The organism is Candidatus Pelagibacter bacterium nBUS_29, assembly GCF_051200905.1.
GTDB lineage: Bacteria > Pseudomonadota > Alphaproteobacteria > Pelagibacterales > Pelagibacteraceae > Pelagibacter.
The window spans coordinates 1,217,285-1,233,156 of the sequence record NZ_CP172843.1; the positions used below are offsets into that span (position 1 = coordinate 1,217,285).

The following is a 15,872-nucleotide window of genomic DNA, read 5'->3' on the forward strand; positions in this document are numbered from 1 at the left end:
AATTAATTGAATTTAAAATTCATTATATTTGAACTTCCAGATATTGCAGACTTATAATGAAATTCAGCTCTTGGTAACACTTTATCAAAATAAAATTTTGCTGTATTTATTTTATCTTCATAAAATTCTTTATTAGTTTCATAATCAGTAAAACTTACTTCTAATACCTTAATCCAAGAGTATGCTATTGATACATAACCAAGTGTTTTTAAATAATCATTTGCAGCAGCACTAACATCATCTTTCTCAATTTTAGATTTATCTTCAATCCAGCCTGTAAATTTATACAAAATATCTAAGTAATAATTTAATTCCTTGGAATATGACTTCACTTTTTCGTTCTTGCTATCACTTTCACTTTTAATCAAGTCTAGAAATTTTTGAATTATATTTCCATTTTTATTTGAAAGTTTTCTAAAAACTAAATCAGCTGCCTGAACTGAATTTGTTCCTTCATAAATTGGTGTAATTCTATTGTCTCTATATAATTGTTCAATTCCTTGATCTTTTGTGTATCCATATCCTCCATGAATTTGCATAGCATCATTAGTTATTTCCATTGCCAGATCAGTAAATAGTGATTTAACAACAGGGGTCATTAACGAAACATAATCGGAAGCCTCCTGTTTTATTTTATCGTCTGGATGATAAAGACTAACTTCTGTTTGTTGTGAAAGCCAAAAACAAAGGGCTCTTTCTCCTTCGATTATTGACTTCATGTTTAACAATGATTTTCTTATATCCGCATGTTCAATTATAAAATCTGCACCATTTGTTGATTTTGTATTATTAGTTTTGCCTTGTTTTCTCTCTTTAGCGTAAGCCAGAGAATTTTGATATGCTATTTCAGAAATACCCAAGCCTTGAATACCAACAACAATTCTCTCTAAATTCATCATAGTAAACATGGCATTCAAGCCCTTGTCTTTTGACCCAATCATGTAACCAGTTGCTTCATCAAAATTCAAAACACATGTTGCAGAGCCTTTAATACCCATTTTACTTTCAATAGATCCTGTGGATATTCCATTTCTTTGTCCTATTGTTCCATCTTCATTTACAATAAATTTTGGAACTAAAAATAAACTTATACCTTTTGTTCCTGCTGGTGAATCTGTTGATCTAGCTAAAACTAAATGAATTATATTTTCTGTTAAATCGTGATCACCTGATGTGATAAAAATTTTTTGACCACTTATTTTATAAGTACCGTCAGTTTGATGACTAGCTTTTGTCTTTAATAACCCTAAATCTGTTCCACATACTGGCTCTGTTAAACACATTGTGCCACTCCATTTTCCTTCAACCATTTTTGGTAAGTATTTCTCCTTAATTTCTTCAGGAGCATGGTGATTAATACAATTGTAGGCACCAATACTTAATTCGCTATATAATTTAAATGAGAGGCTTGCTGACGAAAGCATTTCATCAAAAAATCCACTTACTGTTTTAGGCATACCTTGACCACCATATTTTGGATCACAAGATAATGATGTCCAACCATCTTCAATATATTTTTGGTAAGCTTCTTTGTAGCCTGGAGGTGTTCTCACTACTCCATTTTCTAAAACAGCAGGATTTTCATCTCCTATCTTTGCTAACGGTAAGATTAAATTTTGATTAATTTTTGCTGCTTCTTCTAAAATATCTTTTACTAAATCTAAACTAACTTCATCATATTTTTTTAAATCATTGTAGTTTTTGTTATTTCTTAATTTTTCAAAAAGAAATAGCATATCTTCTACTGGCGCAGTATAACTTGGCATAATTTAAGCTTAGAATAATTCTAAGATTATTGCAATTTTGAAATTATCGCATCACCCATCTCAGAGGTTGATGTTTCTTTCATACCTTCTGATAGAATATCTTTTGTTCTAAGACCATCATTTAATACGTCTTGAACTGCTTTTTCTAAAGCGTCTGCTTCATTATCAAGATCTAATGAATATCTAAGAGCCATTGCAAAACTTAATATTGATGCAATCGGATTGGCTATTCCTTTGCCTGCAATATCTGGTGCTGATCCATGAATAGGTTCATACATAGCTCTCATTTCACCATCTTTATTTTTTGCCCCTAATGATGCAGATGGTAGAAGTCCTAAAGACCCTGTAAGCATTGAAGCTTGATCTGATAACATATCACCAAATAGATTATCAGTTACTATCACATCAAACTGTTTTGGGTTTCTTAAAAGCTGCATTGCACAATTGTCAGCAAGCATATGACTTAATTCTACATCCTTGTACTCTTTATCGTGAAGTTCTTGAACCTCTTCTTTCCAAAGCTGTCCTGCCTCCATTACATTTGATTTTTCACATGATGTTACTTTATTTGATCTTTTTTTAGCTAAATCAAAAGCAACTCTTGCTACTCTGGTAATTTCACTAGTTGTGTATGTATGGGTGTTAATTCCTTTTCTTTCACCATTATCAATTGGCTTAATACCTCTTGGCTCACCAAAATATATTCCACCCGTCAATTCTCTTACTATCATTATGTCTAAGCCTGATACAATTTCTGGCTTTAATGTTGATGCATCAACTAATTGTTCAAAACAAATAGCAGGTCTTAAATTAGCGAATAACTTTAATTCTTTTCTAAGTTTTAATAATGCTCTTTCAGGTTTTTTTGAAAATTCTAAATTATCCCACTTAGGACCTCCAACAGCACCAAGCATAACCACTTCACTTTCTAAAGCTTTGTAAAATACTTCGTCCGTTATAGGTGTACCATGTTTATCATAAGAACAACCTCCAGCAAGATCCACATCTATTTCGAAATCTAATGATTTATTATCATTGAACCAATTAATAATTTTTTTTACTTCGCCAATGACTTCAGGCCCAATACCATCACCTGGCAATAAAAGTATTTTTCTTTTTTTTACTTTAATCATTAAAAATCCATGGTTTTTTGTTTTTTAGATCTGTTTCAAAATTTTCAATTTTGTCTGACTTTTTAAGAGATAGAGCAATATCATCTAATCCCTCTAGCAAACACTTTTTCTTAAATGGATCTATATCAAATTTAATTTCATTATTTCCATAAACAATTTTTTCATCATTCAAATCAACTGAAATTTCTTCTTTTCTATTTGCATACTCTGATAGCTCTTTAATTTTTTCTTCTTCTAAAATTATAGGCAAAATTCCATTTTTAAAGCAATTGCTATAAAAAATATCTGCATAACTAGAACTAATTACACATGTTATTCCAAAGTCTAATAATGCCCAAGGTGCGTGCTCTCTAGAAGAGCCACATCCAAAATTTTTACCAGCAATTAAAATTTTTGAATCATTGTATGGACTTTGATTTAAAACAAAATCATTAATTTCTTTGCCTTGATCGTCATATCTCATTTCAAAAAATAAATTTTTTCCAAGTCCAGTTCTTTTTATTGTTTTTAAAAATTGTTTTGGAATGATCATGTCTGTATCAATATTTACTATAGGTAAATATGCAGGTACGCTTTTTAATGTATTAAATTTTTGCATTAGTTTTGATACTTTCTTACATCATCTAGATTTCCAGATATTGCTGCTGCAGCTGCCATACCAGGACTTACTAAGTGTGTTCTACCACCTCTTCCTTGTCGTCCTTCAAAATTTCTGTTCGACGTAGAAGCACATCTTTCCTCAGGTTTTAATTTATCAGCATTCATTGCTAAACACATTGAACATCCTGGCTCTCTCCATTCGAAACCAGAATTTACGAATATTTTATCCAAACCTTCTTGTTCTGCTTGCTCTTTTACTAAGCCAGAACCTGGAACAACCATTGCATTCACATGTGATGATATTTTTTTATCTTTTAAAATTTTAGCTGCTTCTCTTAAGTCTTCTATTCTGCCATTAGTACAGCTTCCAATAAACACTTTATCTATTTTAATATCTTTAGCTGCCATATCTGGTTTTAAGCCCATGTATTTTAAAGCTCTTTCAATAGAATTCTTTTTATCCTCATCGCTTTCATTTTGAGGGCTAGGAACTTTACCATCTATAGTAATTACATCTTGAGGAGAAGTCCCCCAAGTAATCATTGGTAAAATTTCATCTGCATTTAAATTCAGCTCTTGATCAAAACTTGCATCTCCATCAGTTTTAAGAGTGTTCCAATAGTTTAAAGCTTTTTCCCAATTATCTCCTTTTGGAGACATAGGTTTTCCTTTTAAGTAATTAAATATTTTTTCATCTGGTGCTATTAAGCCCGCTCTTGCTCCACCTTCTATTGTCATATTACAAATAGTCATTCTTTGCTCAACGCTTAAAGATCTAATTAAATCACCAGCATATTCTATAACAGAACCTGTTCCACCAGCTGTTCCAATCTTTCCAATAATTTGAAGTATTACATCTTTTGAAGTTACGCCTAGAGGTAATTGACCATTAACATTTATTCTAAAATTTTTTGCTTTTTTTTGAACTAATGTTTGTGTTGCCAAAACATGTTCAACCTCGGATGTCCCAATCCCAAATGCTAAAGAGCCAAAGGCACCATGTGTTGCAGTGTGACTATCACCACAAACTATCACTGTTCCTGGCTGAGTAAAACCTTGTTCAGGTCCAATTATATGAACTATCCCTTGTCGTTTATCAGCCATCCCAAAAAGTTGAACTCCAAATTCTTTGCAATTAGCTTCTAGAGTGTCTACTTGTATTTTAGACTCTGCATCGGCTATTCCTTTTGTTCTATCTGTTGTAGGCACATTGTGATCAGCTACAGCTAATGTCAAATTAGGATGTCTAACTTTTCTAATTGAATTTCTTAAACCTTCAAATGCTTGTGGGCTAGTAACTTCATGAACTAAATGTCTATCAACAAAAAGTAATGCTGTACCATCCTCTTGTTGATCAACTAAGTGATCGTTCCAAATTTTATCGTAAAGAGTAGTGGACATTGAAAAAAAAATTATTTTTTTTCTGAAGGGCTTTCTGATTTTTGTTCTTCTTTAACAACTTCAGTCGCTGGAGCTTCTTCTTTAGGAGCCTCTGCTGCTGGTGCCGCTTCTTTAGGAGCCTCTGCTGCTGGTGCCGCTTCTTTAGGAGCCTCTGCTACAGGCGCTAAATTTTCTTCAGTTACAGTTTCTGGCTTTACATCAACATCAATTCCAATTTTTTTTCTTATCTTTTCTGCAATCCTTGCTGATTTACCTGTTCTGTCTCTTAGATAATATAATTTAGCTCTTCTTACTTTTCCTGATCTTATTACTTTTATTGAATCTATTAGTGTTCCATATAATGGGAATGTTCTTTCAACACCTTCTCCAAATGAAATTTTTCTAACTGTAAAAGATGAATTTAAATCTCTACTTTTTTTAGCAATACAAACACCTTCAAAATATTGAATTCTCTCTTTTTTACCTTCTGTAATTCTAACACCAACTTTTACAACGTCTCCTGGATAAAAATCTGGAATTTTTTTCTCTGATAGTATTTTTTTAACGTTATGTTGGTTTATTTCTTCAATTGTTTTCATATCAATATTTATCAAGTTAATTCTTCTTATATTTTTGCCATAAATCTGGTCTTCGGTCGCGTGTTATAGCCTCAGATTGAGATAAACGCCAGTCTTTAATTTTACTGTGATCACCAGATAATAAGACCTCAGGAACAGCTTTTTCCTCCCAAATTTGAGGTTTTGTGTACTGTGGATACTCTAATAACCCATTTTCAAAACTTTCATCTGTTTTAGAGTTTTCATTACCTAAAACACCAGGCAAAAGTCTTAATATACTATCAATGACAACAAATGCTGCTGTTTCGCCTCCTGATAAAATATAATCTCCAATACTTATTTCCTCTATATTTCTAGTAGATAACACTCTTTCATCAACTCCTTCAAAATGACCACAAATGAATGATGTTGATTTATCATTTGATAATTCTTGAGCATAATTTTGATCAAATTTTTTACCTTTAGGTGATAAGTAAATTATTCTTCCACCTTCAATTTTATTTTGATCTAAAGATTTTGCTAAGATATCTGCTTTTAAAAGCATTCCAGAACCTCCACCATACGGAGTGTCATCAACTGTTTTATGCTTATCTTCAGCTGCATCTCTAATGTTTACAATATTTAAATCCCATAACTTTTTAGATAAAGCTTTTCCGTATAGGCCTTTTGATAAAGGCCCAGGAAAAACTTCTGGATAAAGTGTAAACACTTGAGCTTGCCACATAAATAATCTTTTAAATTATTTTTGTTCTTCTTTAGGAGCCTCTGCTGCTGGTGCCGCTTCTGCTGCTGGAGCTTCTTCTTTAGGAGCCTCTGCTGCTGGTGCCGCTTCTGCTGCTGGTGCCGCTTCTGCTGCTGGAGCTTCTTCTTTAGGAGCCTCTGCTGCTGGTGCCGCTTCTGCTGCTGGTGCCGCTTCTGCTGCTGGTGCTTCTGTCTTCGGTGCAGCTGCTGGTGCTGCTTCACCTTCTTTGTTTCTTTCTTTTTTTGGAACTGCCTTTTTCGGGTTGTTACCATTTGCAGGCATTGGCATTAATTCATTTTCACCTAAAATTCTAGCAACTCTAGTTGTTGGTTGTGCACCTTGACCCAACCAGTACTTAATTCTTTCAGCTTCAAGACCAACTCTCTCCTTTTTCTCTTTAGGTAAAAGAGGGTTGAAAAATCCCACCTTCTCAATAAATCTTCCATCTCTTGCAAAACGACTATCTGCTACAACAACTTTGTAAACAGGTCGTTTCTTTGTTCCACCTCTTGATAATCTTAGTTTTAACATTTGTTCTCCTTTTTATTATTTTAATTGATTAAATAGCTCTGGCGGTATTCCTTTATCAGACATACCTTTCAGATTTCCTTTTGACATCTTCTTCATCATTTCAGACATCATTTTAAATTGCTTAAGCAATTTATTGATAGTGGCTGGATCTGTGCCAGAGCCATTAGCAATTCTTTTTTTTCTAGAACCATCAATAAGTTTTGGGTTCTCTCTTTCTCTTTTAGTCATCGACAAAATAATAGCTTCATTTTTGGTAATAATACTTTCATCAATTCCAGCTGAGTCCATTTGAGATTTCATTTTTGAAACTCCTGGCATGAAAGACATTATTCCTTCGATACCACCCATTTTTTTCATTTGTCTCAACTGAGTTAAATAATCTTGCATAGAAAATTGACCTTTTTTTAAATTTTCTTCTGCTTTTTTAATATTTTCTTCACCTAAATCCTGTGCAGCTTTTTCTACAAGAGATACTATGTCTCCCATTCCAAGAATTCTATTTGCTATTCTGTCAGGATGAAATACTTCAAGATTATCAATTTTTTCACCTATACCTAAAAATTTAATTGGAACATCTGAAACATATTTCATGCTAACAGCTGCACCACCTCTTGCATCACCATCCGCTCTTGTTAAAATTATTCCAGAAAGATTTACTGTATTTTTAAATTCTTTTGCAACAGATGCTGCTACTTGTCCTGTTAATGAGTCTGCGACCAAGAATGTTTCTGTCGGATTTATTACACTTTCAATTTGCTTAATTTCACTCATCATTTGTAAATCAATTTGAGTTCTACCAGCAGTATCAAATAAAATAATCTCAGCTCCATTTAGATTTGCCGCACTAATTGCCCTTTGACAAATATCTGTTGGCTGTTGACCTTCAATTATAGGAAGTGTTAAAATATCATTTTGTTCTCCGAGTGATCTAAGTTGCTCCTGTGCGGCTGGTCTATAAATATCGAGACTAACCATCATTACTTTTTTCTTTTTGTTAGTTTCCAAATATTTAGCTAATTTTGCAGTAGTTGTTGTTTTTCCTGAACCTTGAAGGCCCACAAGCATCATGGGAACAGGCGGAACAGCACTAAGATTTATCTCGGTATTTGACTCACCTAATAGATTAACTAACTCATCATATACAATTTTTACAACCATGTCCCCAGGAGAGGTTGATCTTATAATTTCTTGACCTAGGACTTTTGGTTTAACATTTTCAATAAACTCTTTGGCAACTTCAAGAGTAACATCAGCCTCTAATAAGGCCTGTCTAATCCCTCTTAAACCCTCATCTACTTGAGCCTCATCAAGTGAAGGAGCCTTTTTTAAAGAAGAAAAGATTTCTTCGAATTTATTTGTTAAGTTTTCAAACATAATTATTACGCACAGCAGTAATCGCACTAGTGGGCGAAGCCTCGCTGACTAGTGTCGATCTCTTTGTTTCCAAAGACACCGCAAATTTAATGTTTTTGCGGAAACGGCAACAACCTATAATAGAGGTTCAAAAAGTCAATAAATAAGTTAAATATCTATATATGGATATTAAAGCATTTAAAATGGATGGTTTGGGCAATGATTTTGTGATCATTGATCAAAGAAATCAAAGTTATAATCTAAACAAAGATCAAATTATTAAAATATGTGATCGGAGTTTTATTGGATGTGATCAACTAATTTTTATTCAAAAAACTGACAGAAAAGATGCTAACTTAGAGTTCTACAATTCAGATGGAAGCGTTTCTGGTGCTTGTGGAAATGGGACTAGATGTGTAGCTGATCTTTTATCAAAAGAAAACGATGATAAAGAAATTATACTTTGGACTTCTTCAGGAAGATTAAAATCACAAATTTTAGGTGACAATTTAGTGGAAACGGAAATTGGTATTCCAAAAACCAATTGGAATGAAATTCCATTAAATAAAGATTTAAATACAAAAAACCTGAATATTAAAATTATTAACAAAGATAATATTGAACATATAGGTGGAACTGCAGTTAATGTAGGAAATCCTCATATTGTTTTTTTTGTAGATAATATTGAAGACTATGACTTAAAAAAAATAGGCCCTGAAGTAGAAAATCATGAATATTTTCCAGAGAAATGTAATGTTACACTTGCAAAAGTTGTGAATAAAAAATTAATTAGAGTTAAGGTTTGGGAGAGAGGGGCTGGACTTACAAAAGCTTGTGGAACAGCGGCATGTGCTACAGCAGTAGCGGCAAATATTAATGGATTAACAGATAAAAAAACTGATATTGAGTTCGCATTAGGTAAACTATCAATATCTATTGATGAGAACAATAGTATTCACATGAAAGGACCTGTCTCAGATATAAAAAATATTGAGATTAATATTTGATGGGAATTTTTGATAAATTTAAATCCGGTTTTAAAAAAAGTGCATCTGCTTTTACGTCTGGTCTAAGAGATATAGTTGTAAAAAAGGAAATAGATGACAAAACCTTAGACAGAATCGAAGAATATTTAATTCAATCTGATGTTGGCATTGTAGCTGCATCTGAGATTAAGGAAATAATTTCAGATAGTAAAATTGATCCAAAGAAAGATATTGCCGAAGAAATAAATACAATTTTAAAAGAATATATAATTTCTTTGATGAAGCCACTTGAGAACAATACTTTTTTTAAAAAAAAAGAAAAAATTAATGCCACACTAGTTTCGGGTGTAAATGGAGTTGGAAAAACAACAACCATTGGAAAAATTAGTAAAATATTAAAAGCAAATGGAAATAAAGTTATGCTAGCTGCATCAGATACATTTAGAGCTGCAGCTATTGAACAATTAGAAAATTGGGCAAATAAAGTAGAGGTTGAGATAACAAAATCTTCTCAGGGAGCAGATCCAGCATCTGTTGCTTATAAAGCTATAGAAGATGCAATTGCTAATAATTTTAATCAAGTTTTAATTGATACTGCTGGGAGATTACAAAATAAAAAAAATTTGATGGAAGAATATAAAAAAATTGCAAACGTAACAAAAAAGATAGATCCTGAAGCTCCTCACGATGTAATTTTAGTTTTAGACGCTACTTCAGGTCAAAATGTAATAAATCAAGTTGAAGAATTTAATAAAATCATTCCTATCACTGGTCTTATAATGACAAAATTAGATGGTACTGCAAAAGGAGGAATACTTTTAGCAGTTGCTAAAAAATATAAACTTCCAATTATCGCCTTGGGCTTAGGAGAAAAAGAAGATGATCTACAAATTTTTGATGCAGAAAAATTTGCTGATGCTTTTACTCAAATTAGTTGATTAAAGTGCTTGATATTAAAGGTTTATAGAAGCTACACTTATAATTTTCTTTAAAATTATCATGTCCACAATTTTTAGCTATTGATGAAATAATAAAATCAAATTTTCCATTTTTTGGATAAAGTTCTAATTTTTTTTTACTAATATCAAATTTAAAATTAGCATTTAGACTTTTAACAGCACTTATCATTACTAATGTTTTGTTATCTTTTAAAAGATAGTAAGCAAAATCATCTGGAAATACTGGAAAGTCATATTCTTCAAGAAAATATTTTGCTCTTTTGGGAAACCATTCATAAGAAATTAGTGGAGATGAACTTTTTGTTTTATAATCATACATATAAAGGTCTTTGGGAAAATCATTTATATAATTACTATTTTCTCCTCTTGCTAATATCGCCTTCTCTCTTGCCTTAAAATATAGAGCAAAATTTTCATTATGTGAGTTCATTTGATCTATATGGAATAAATTATCAATCAGTAATTTATTTTCTTCTGCTGCAACAAAGTTTTTAAAAGAAAAAAAAATGATAAGTATTAAAAGTGTTTTCTTCACACATAATATTTAATAAAAGAATTTGTGCTATGTTTGTTTAGAATGTGGCTTAATTTAAACTTTTGATAAATTTTTCTAGCTTAAATAAAAGCTTTTCATCATATTCCATCATATGATCGTCAAATTTAGTAAAATAAGAATACTTTGGCTGATTAGCCATTTCATAAATTTTTTTGCCCATCCAAAAAGGAACAATTTGATCAACTTCACCATGCATCACTAAAACTGGAATATTAATATTCTTGATCTTTTTTTGATTGTCATACTTATCCTTTAACAAAATAGAGACTGGAATATATGGATAAAAATTTTTTGCCGCTTCAACCATTGATGTAAAAGGTGTCTCAAGTACTAATCCAGCATAATTATTGCTTTGTGCTATCTCAGTTGCAACGCCAGTTCCAAGAGACTCTCCATAAAGTATAATATCTTTTTCTTTTAAGCCTAATTTTTTGAGCCACTGAATGGTACTTCTGGCATCTATATAAAGCCCTTTTTCATTAGGCTTTCCTTTATTACCACTAAAACCCCTCCAAGCTATTATTAAAAAATTAATATCCATATCTTTAAAATGATTTAATTTATGAATTCTATTTTCAAGTTTTCCAGCATTGCCATGAAAATAAACAATTGTCTTAAATTTTTTAAGATCTTTTTTGTGAAACCATCCTAATAAATCTATATTATCTAAAGTTACAATCTTCACTTTTTCTACGACTACTTCCAACTTATCATCAAAGTAATTGTTCTCATCAGGATGATACATTAAGCTTCTCTGAAAAATAAAAAGAAGAATTAACACTGATGCGTAAACAATAATTATTCCAATAATTAATTCCAAAAAAAAATTCCTACGTTTTAGTTTCATAATTTTTCTTAGCTAAATAAACACCAAAGAATACTAAAACTGTGCCTAAATAATGAAAAGTTTCCAATTTTTCATCAAAAAATATAAATCCATAAATTGCAGCATAAATTGTAAAAATATAGAGCGTAAAACCAGTTAAAGACGCACCTAGGCTTTTTTGAGCCTGAGTATAAAGAGTGAAAGCAATTATTCCTGGAGATATTGCAGCAAATATAACCCATAAAAAAAATTGTGAATTAAATAAAGTTCTTTGAACAGCTGCTTCTTCAATTATATAAAATGGAAGTAAACTTACTGCTCCAAAAAATGCTACTAATGTAAATCTTTGAAAAATAGGCAATTTAGATTTCCAATAAAAAAGGTAGACAGAATAAAGAGCCCAACCAATGGCTGCAGCTAACATCCATAGATCTCCAATTGTAAAATTTAAATTTAATAATAAATTAAAATCACCTTTGATAATGATTGCAAAAACTCCTAATAAACAAGAAATTAAACCAATAATTTTAATAAAATTAACTTTTTCGTTAAAAAAAATTGCTGAAATTAGAATAATAAATATGGGTGAAGAAGTATAAATAATTCCCATATTAGTAACCGTAGTTGTTTCCCCTGCTAAAAAAGGAAACGCTCCACAAACACCACATCCCATTGCGCCTAAAAAGAAAAGTTTTTTAAATTCTTTTTTAATTATTTTTGAATTTTTTATTAAAAAAGAAAATGTAAATGGTAGAAGCAATAAAACTACCACTGTCCATCTCCAAAATGCTAATGAAATTGGTGGCACATATTCAACCCCACCTCTTGCAACAATCAAATTAGATGCCATGAAAATTGGCTGAATAAATAAAAGTGAAAAAGCTAAAAAATTTTTTTTTTTATCAGACAACTTTTTTCTATTAGTAATTATTTTTTATCAAAGAAAGCTTCGTACAGCATCATGAAGATAGCTACAGCCATCAAAATATAAACTGGCAGCACATCAAAAAAACCAATCATAGAAGATCGAGTTAGCGTTGTTGCCAACCCAATTAAAAAAGCACCTGCAAGCAAAGACCCCAGAAATGTTGTAAATTTTTGCATTTTATTTATTACATTCCTTTTCTAGCCAATTGGCAACACCTAAAAACCTATGATCATCATAACGAGCACCCACTAGTTGTACTCCTAGAGGCATACCACCATCGCCCTGAAGTAATGGAAGTGAAATACAAGGTGTACCAAGATAAGACCAGACCTTATTAAATTCTGCTGTGCCTGTACTTTTCAAACCTTTTGGAGCAACACCAGGACTAGAAGGTGTTAAAACACCGTGATAATCCTCAAATACTTCTTCATATGAATCATAGCTTCTTTTCATAAAATCAATTGCCTCAGCATAATCTTTGGCTGAATGTTTATTACCTTTTGAAATAGCATCTTGCATATATTTAGATAATTTTTTTTTATATTTCTTAAAATACAAACCAAAATTATTTGCCAAATCAGTTTCATGAATTATTTGATGATATTTGTGAATATTCTTAAAGTAAGAAGGTGTATCGAAAACTTCAATATTTTTTTTAAATGATTTTATGAAATATTCAAATGCATCTTTTGATTTTTTATCAAGTAATTTCCAATAATCAGTTTTATAAAAAATAAACTTTGGTTCAAACAAGGGCCCTTTTTTTGTTTCACTCAACATGTTTTCCGTTGAGTAGTGAACTGTTGCTTTGTCGTGATTATCTTTCCTAATTAAAACTTTAGCAAGTAGAGCAACATCTTCAACTGATCTTCCAAATACTCCCATGTGATCTAATTTATCTGATGTTTTTAAAACACCATTTCTTGAAATTAATCCATATGTTGGTTTGTACCCAACAACACCACAATAAGATGCGGGTCTTATTACTGATCCTCCAGTTTGTGAACCAATTGATAGTGGTGCCATAAACGATCCAACAGAAGCTGCTGATCCACTAGAAGAGCCACCTGGTGTTCTTGAATGATCATGTGGATTTGTGGTCTTTGAGGGACCAAGATAAGCAAGTTCTGATGTTGCTGTTTTGCCCATGACAATTGCCCCCGCAGAAAGAAGTAAATCAACTATTTCTGCATTTTGTGAGTAAGATTTACCTTTTCTAATTGGTGTTCCACACTCAGTTGGCATATCAATTGTTCCAATAATATCTTTAAGTGCAACAGGAATTCCATGTAGTGGTCCTGTTGGTTTACCAGATCGTCTATATTCATCAGCCTCAGCTGCTTTTTCAAGTAATAGTTTTTTATCTAAATGAACCCACGCTTTTACATCTTTTTCAAACTTATTTATTCTTTCAATATATTTTTGGCAAACCTCAACCGAAGTCAATTGAGCATCTTTTATTTTTGATACGATGTCTTCAACTTTTAGCTCTAAAATATCTGTCATTTCTTATTTAATTCGCAAACAATGTTTCAGGTAACCATAATGCAATTCCAGGGAACATGTACATTAAAAACATTGCAAAAATTACAATGCCAAGGAATGGCATAATACCCCTAAAAATATCCATTAATTCAACATTATTTTTTTGAACACCTTTTAAATAGTAAGCTGACATTGCCATTGGAGGTGTTAAAAAAGATGTTTGCAAATTCAGAGCAATCAGCATTGCAAAGAAATATGGGTTAACATTAAATACTTCTAATAATGGTAAAAATATTGGAACAAAAATAATTAAAATTTCTGTCCATTCTAATGGCCAACCTAAAAGAAAAATTATTATTTGAGTAATTATTAAAAATTGCCAAGTGGTTATATTGATTGAAGTGAAGAAATGTTCAAATACCTCATGTCCTCCTAGATAAGAAAAGACTGAAGAAAAAGTCCAAGAACCAATAAACAACCACATAATCATCGCTGTAGTTTTTGCTGTTAAAAATACAGACTCTTTAAAGTTTTGCCATTTTAAAGTTTTATAAAACCACGATAACAATATTGCTCCAAAAGCTCCTGCTGCAGCCGCTTCTGCAGGTGTTGCTATTCCAGCTAAAATGGTTCCAAGCACCAACATAATTAGTCCAAAAAGTGGTACAAAAGAAACTAATACTTCTTTTAAAATTTCTGCTCGAGGCGGTATATCCTCTGCTTTAGGTTTTGGCGCAATTGACGGATTCATCCATGCTCTAAAAACTGCATAGCCAATATATAAACTAGCTAAAAGTAATCCTGGAAAAATTGCAGCAGCAAATAATCTTAGTGGTGACAGTTGTGCAATCACTGAATATACAATCAACATAATACTTGGGGGTATTAAAATACCTAAGCATCCCCCAGCACAAATGACCCCTGATGCAAATTTTTTATCATAACCTGCTTTCACCATCGCAGGCCAAGCAAGTAGCCCCATTAGCGTTACCACAGCTCCTATAATTCCTGTAGCAGTAGAAAATAATGTGCAAGTTATTAATGCAGCCACGGCCATCGATGCTGGAAGCCTATGTGCTGCTAATCTTATAGCAAAAAATAATTTTGAAACTATACCAGCTCTTTCAACTAGGTAACCCATAAATAAAAACAATGGTACTGCTGTTAGGACATTATTATCCATAACCGTATAGGTGTTTTGAACAAATAATTGAAATATTCTGTTATCGAATATGTGCTCCATCATTGTTGCATCGTAATATGCGTAATAGCCAAAACCAATTCCCATTGCCATTAACGTAAATGCGATAGGAAAACCCAAAAGCACTGCGAATAAAAATATTCCCATCATAAAAATTGCTACTTCAGGATTTGTAAGACTTAAAAACATTTTTATTTATTCTCACTTTCAGCTTGTCTCATTAAAACTTTTTCTGTTTCTTCTGCAACAACCATTCTTGCTGGCCATTTTCCTTCTTGAATACAAATAATTGATCTACATACTTCGCTAATTCCTTGTATGATCAATAAAATACCTGCCGCTGGTATCATTGATTTAACCATATAAATTTGGATTTGAGCTGGGCTACTCCAACTAGTTTCTTTTATTTTCCACGCTAGTGCTGCATACTCAAAACCATAAAATGCTAGAGCTACCACACCAGGAAAAAAGAAAAGAAAATAAAGTATTAAGTCAATCCAAGCTTGTTTTCTTTCACTAAATAATCTGTAAATAACATCTCCTCTTACATGGGCTTCTTCAGCCAAACAGTAAGCACCTGACATCATAAGTATTGCACCATACATTTGCATACTAAAATCAAAATTCCAAAGTGTTGGCTTGTTAAATGCGTAAGCCATTACGACTTCATAAACTGTACCACCCATTAAAATTACTATACACCAAGAAAAAGCTTTACCCATAGAGGTGCTTAGCGTATCTGCAAATTTAATAAAATTTCTCATTAATAAATAAACCTATCTTTATTTCTTTAAAAAATCTGTAAAAAAAAAGGGGGTTTGAACCCCCTTCTTTATAATTTATTTAAA

At 31.9% G+C, this 15,872-nt stretch carries 17 protein-coding genes; 2 read left to right on the forward strand and 15 right to left on the reverse strand.

Annotated features, from left to right (window positions below; translation table 11 throughout):
- Positions 1 to 2: 2 nt before the first annotated feature.
- Genes ACIJYA_RS06485 through ffh form a run of 8 tightly spaced genes read right to left on the reverse strand, consistent with a single transcriptional unit; the run spans position 3 to position 8,104 of the window.
- Positions 3 to 1,766: an acyl-CoA dehydrogenase family protein gene (locus ACIJYA_RS06485; RefSeq protein WP_435088186.1), complete on the reverse strand. Its 1,764-nt coding sequence runs from the start codon at positions 1,764 to 1,766 to the stop codon at positions 3 to 5.
- Between the two features lie 26 nt (positions 1,767 to 1,792).
- Positions 1,793 to 2,899, reverse strand: coding sequence for a 3-isopropylmalate dehydrogenase (leuB, locus tag ACIJYA_RS06490; protein WP_435088188.1), 1,107 nt, complete (start codon positions 2,897 to 2,899; stop codon positions 1,793 to 1,795).
- Complete coding sequence (gene leuD, locus ACIJYA_RS06495) at positions 2,892 to 3,497, reverse strand: 3-isopropylmalate dehydratase small subunit (RefSeq protein ID WP_435088190.1); 606 nt, start codon at positions 3,495 to 3,497, stop codon at positions 2,892 to 2,894. Before leuD ends, leuB begins: the two co-directional genes overlap by 8 nt.
- Positions 3,497 to 4,900 (reverse strand): 3-isopropylmalate dehydratase large subunit, encoded by a 1,404-nt coding sequence (gene leuC / locus ACIJYA_RS06500; RefSeq protein WP_435088192.1) that lies wholly within the window; start codon positions 4,898 to 4,900, stop codon positions 3,497 to 3,499. Before leuC ends, leuD begins: the two co-directional genes overlap by 1 nt.
- 11 nt (positions 4,901 to 4,911) lie before the next feature.
- Complete coding sequence (rplS, locus tag ACIJYA_RS06505; protein ID WP_435088194.1) at positions 4,912 to 5,478, reverse strand: 50S ribosomal protein L19; 567 nt, start codon at positions 5,476 to 5,478, stop codon at positions 4,912 to 4,914.
- Between the two features lie 16 nt (positions 5,479 to 5,494).
- Positions 5,495 to 6,181: a tRNA (guanosine(37)-N1)-methyltransferase TrmD gene (gene trmD, locus ACIJYA_RS06510; protein ID WP_435088196.1), complete on the reverse strand. Its 687-nt coding sequence runs from the start codon at positions 6,179 to 6,181 to the stop codon at positions 5,495 to 5,497.
- 15 nt (positions 6,182 to 6,196) lie between these two features.
- Complete coding sequence (gene rpsP / locus ACIJYA_RS06515) at positions 6,197 to 6,730, reverse strand: 30S ribosomal protein S16 (RefSeq protein WP_435088198.1); 534 nt, start codon at positions 6,728 to 6,730, stop codon at positions 6,197 to 6,199.
- Between the two features lie 15 nt (positions 6,731 to 6,745).
- The gene (ffh, locus tag ACIJYA_RS06520) at positions 6,746 to 8,104 is read right to left on the reverse strand and encodes a signal recognition particle protein (RefSeq protein WP_435088200.1); all 1,359 of its coding nucleotides are present in this window, start codon (positions 8,102 to 8,104) and stop codon (positions 6,746 to 6,748) included.
- A gap of 161 nt (positions 8,105 to 8,265) precedes the next feature.
- Between ffh and dapF the strand changes: the two genes are divergently transcribed.
- Together dapF and ftsY are read left to right on the forward strand one after the other, a co-directional pair.
- Positions 8,266 to 9,090, forward strand: coding sequence for a diaminopimelate epimerase (dapF, locus tag ACIJYA_RS06525; RefSeq protein WP_435088201.1), 825 nt, complete (start codon positions 8,266 to 8,268; stop codon positions 9,088 to 9,090).
- Positions 9,090 to 10,007 carry a signal recognition particle-docking protein FtsY gene (gene ftsY, locus ACIJYA_RS06530; protein ID WP_435088203.1) on the forward strand — a complete coding sequence of 306 codons (918 nt, stop codon included), beginning with the start codon at positions 9,090 to 9,092 and terminating at the stop codon, positions 10,005 to 10,007. Before dapF ends, ftsY begins: the two co-directional genes overlap by 1 nt.
- Here the strand turns inward: ftsY and ACIJYA_RS06535 are convergent.
- Genes ACIJYA_RS06535 through ACIJYA_RS06565 form a run of 7 tightly spaced genes read right to left on the reverse strand, consistent with a single transcriptional unit; the run spans position 10,000 to position 15,788 of the window.
- On the reverse strand, positions 10,000 to 10,563 hold the full coding sequence (locus ACIJYA_RS06535; protein WP_435088205.1) for a hypothetical protein: 564 nt from the start codon (positions 10,561 to 10,563) through the stop codon (positions 10,000 to 10,002). The genes ftsY and ACIJYA_RS06535 overlap by 8 nt on opposite strands.
- A 49-nt stretch (positions 10,564 to 10,612) precedes the next feature.
- On the reverse strand, positions 10,613 to 11,404 hold the full coding sequence (locus tag ACIJYA_RS06540; RefSeq protein WP_435088207.1) for an alpha/beta hydrolase: 792 nt from the start codon (positions 11,402 to 11,404) through the stop codon (positions 10,613 to 10,615).
- Positions 11,405 to 11,414: 10 nt separating this feature from the next.
- A complete protein-coding gene (locus tag ACIJYA_RS06545) occupies positions 11,415 to 12,320 on the reverse strand; it encodes a DMT family transporter (protein WP_435088209.1) in 906 nt (301 codons plus the stop codon).
- A gap of 17 nt (positions 12,321 to 12,337) precedes the next feature.
- Entirely contained in the window at positions 12,338 to 12,514 is a 177-nt protein-coding gene (locus ACIJYA_RS06550) for a hypothetical protein (RefSeq protein WP_435088211.1), read from the reverse strand.
- Between the two features lies 1 nt (position 12,515).
- Positions 12,516 to 13,844: an amidase gene (locus tag ACIJYA_RS06555; protein WP_435088213.1), complete on the reverse strand. Its 1,329-nt coding sequence runs from the start codon at positions 13,842 to 13,844 to the stop codon at positions 12,516 to 12,518.
- A gap of 7 nt (positions 13,845 to 13,851) precedes the next feature.
- Positions 13,852 to 15,213, reverse strand: a complete 1,362-nt coding sequence (locus tag ACIJYA_RS06560; RefSeq protein ID WP_435088215.1) for a TRAP transporter large permease — start codon at positions 15,211 to 15,213, stop codon at positions 13,852 to 13,854.
- Positions 15,214 to 15,215: 2 nt separating this feature from the next.
- Positions 15,216 to 15,788, reverse strand: coding sequence for a TRAP transporter small permease subunit (locus tag ACIJYA_RS06565; RefSeq protein WP_435088217.1), 573 nt, complete (start codon positions 15,786 to 15,788; stop codon positions 15,216 to 15,218).
- Between the last annotated feature and the right edge of the window lie 84 nt (positions 15,789 to 15,872).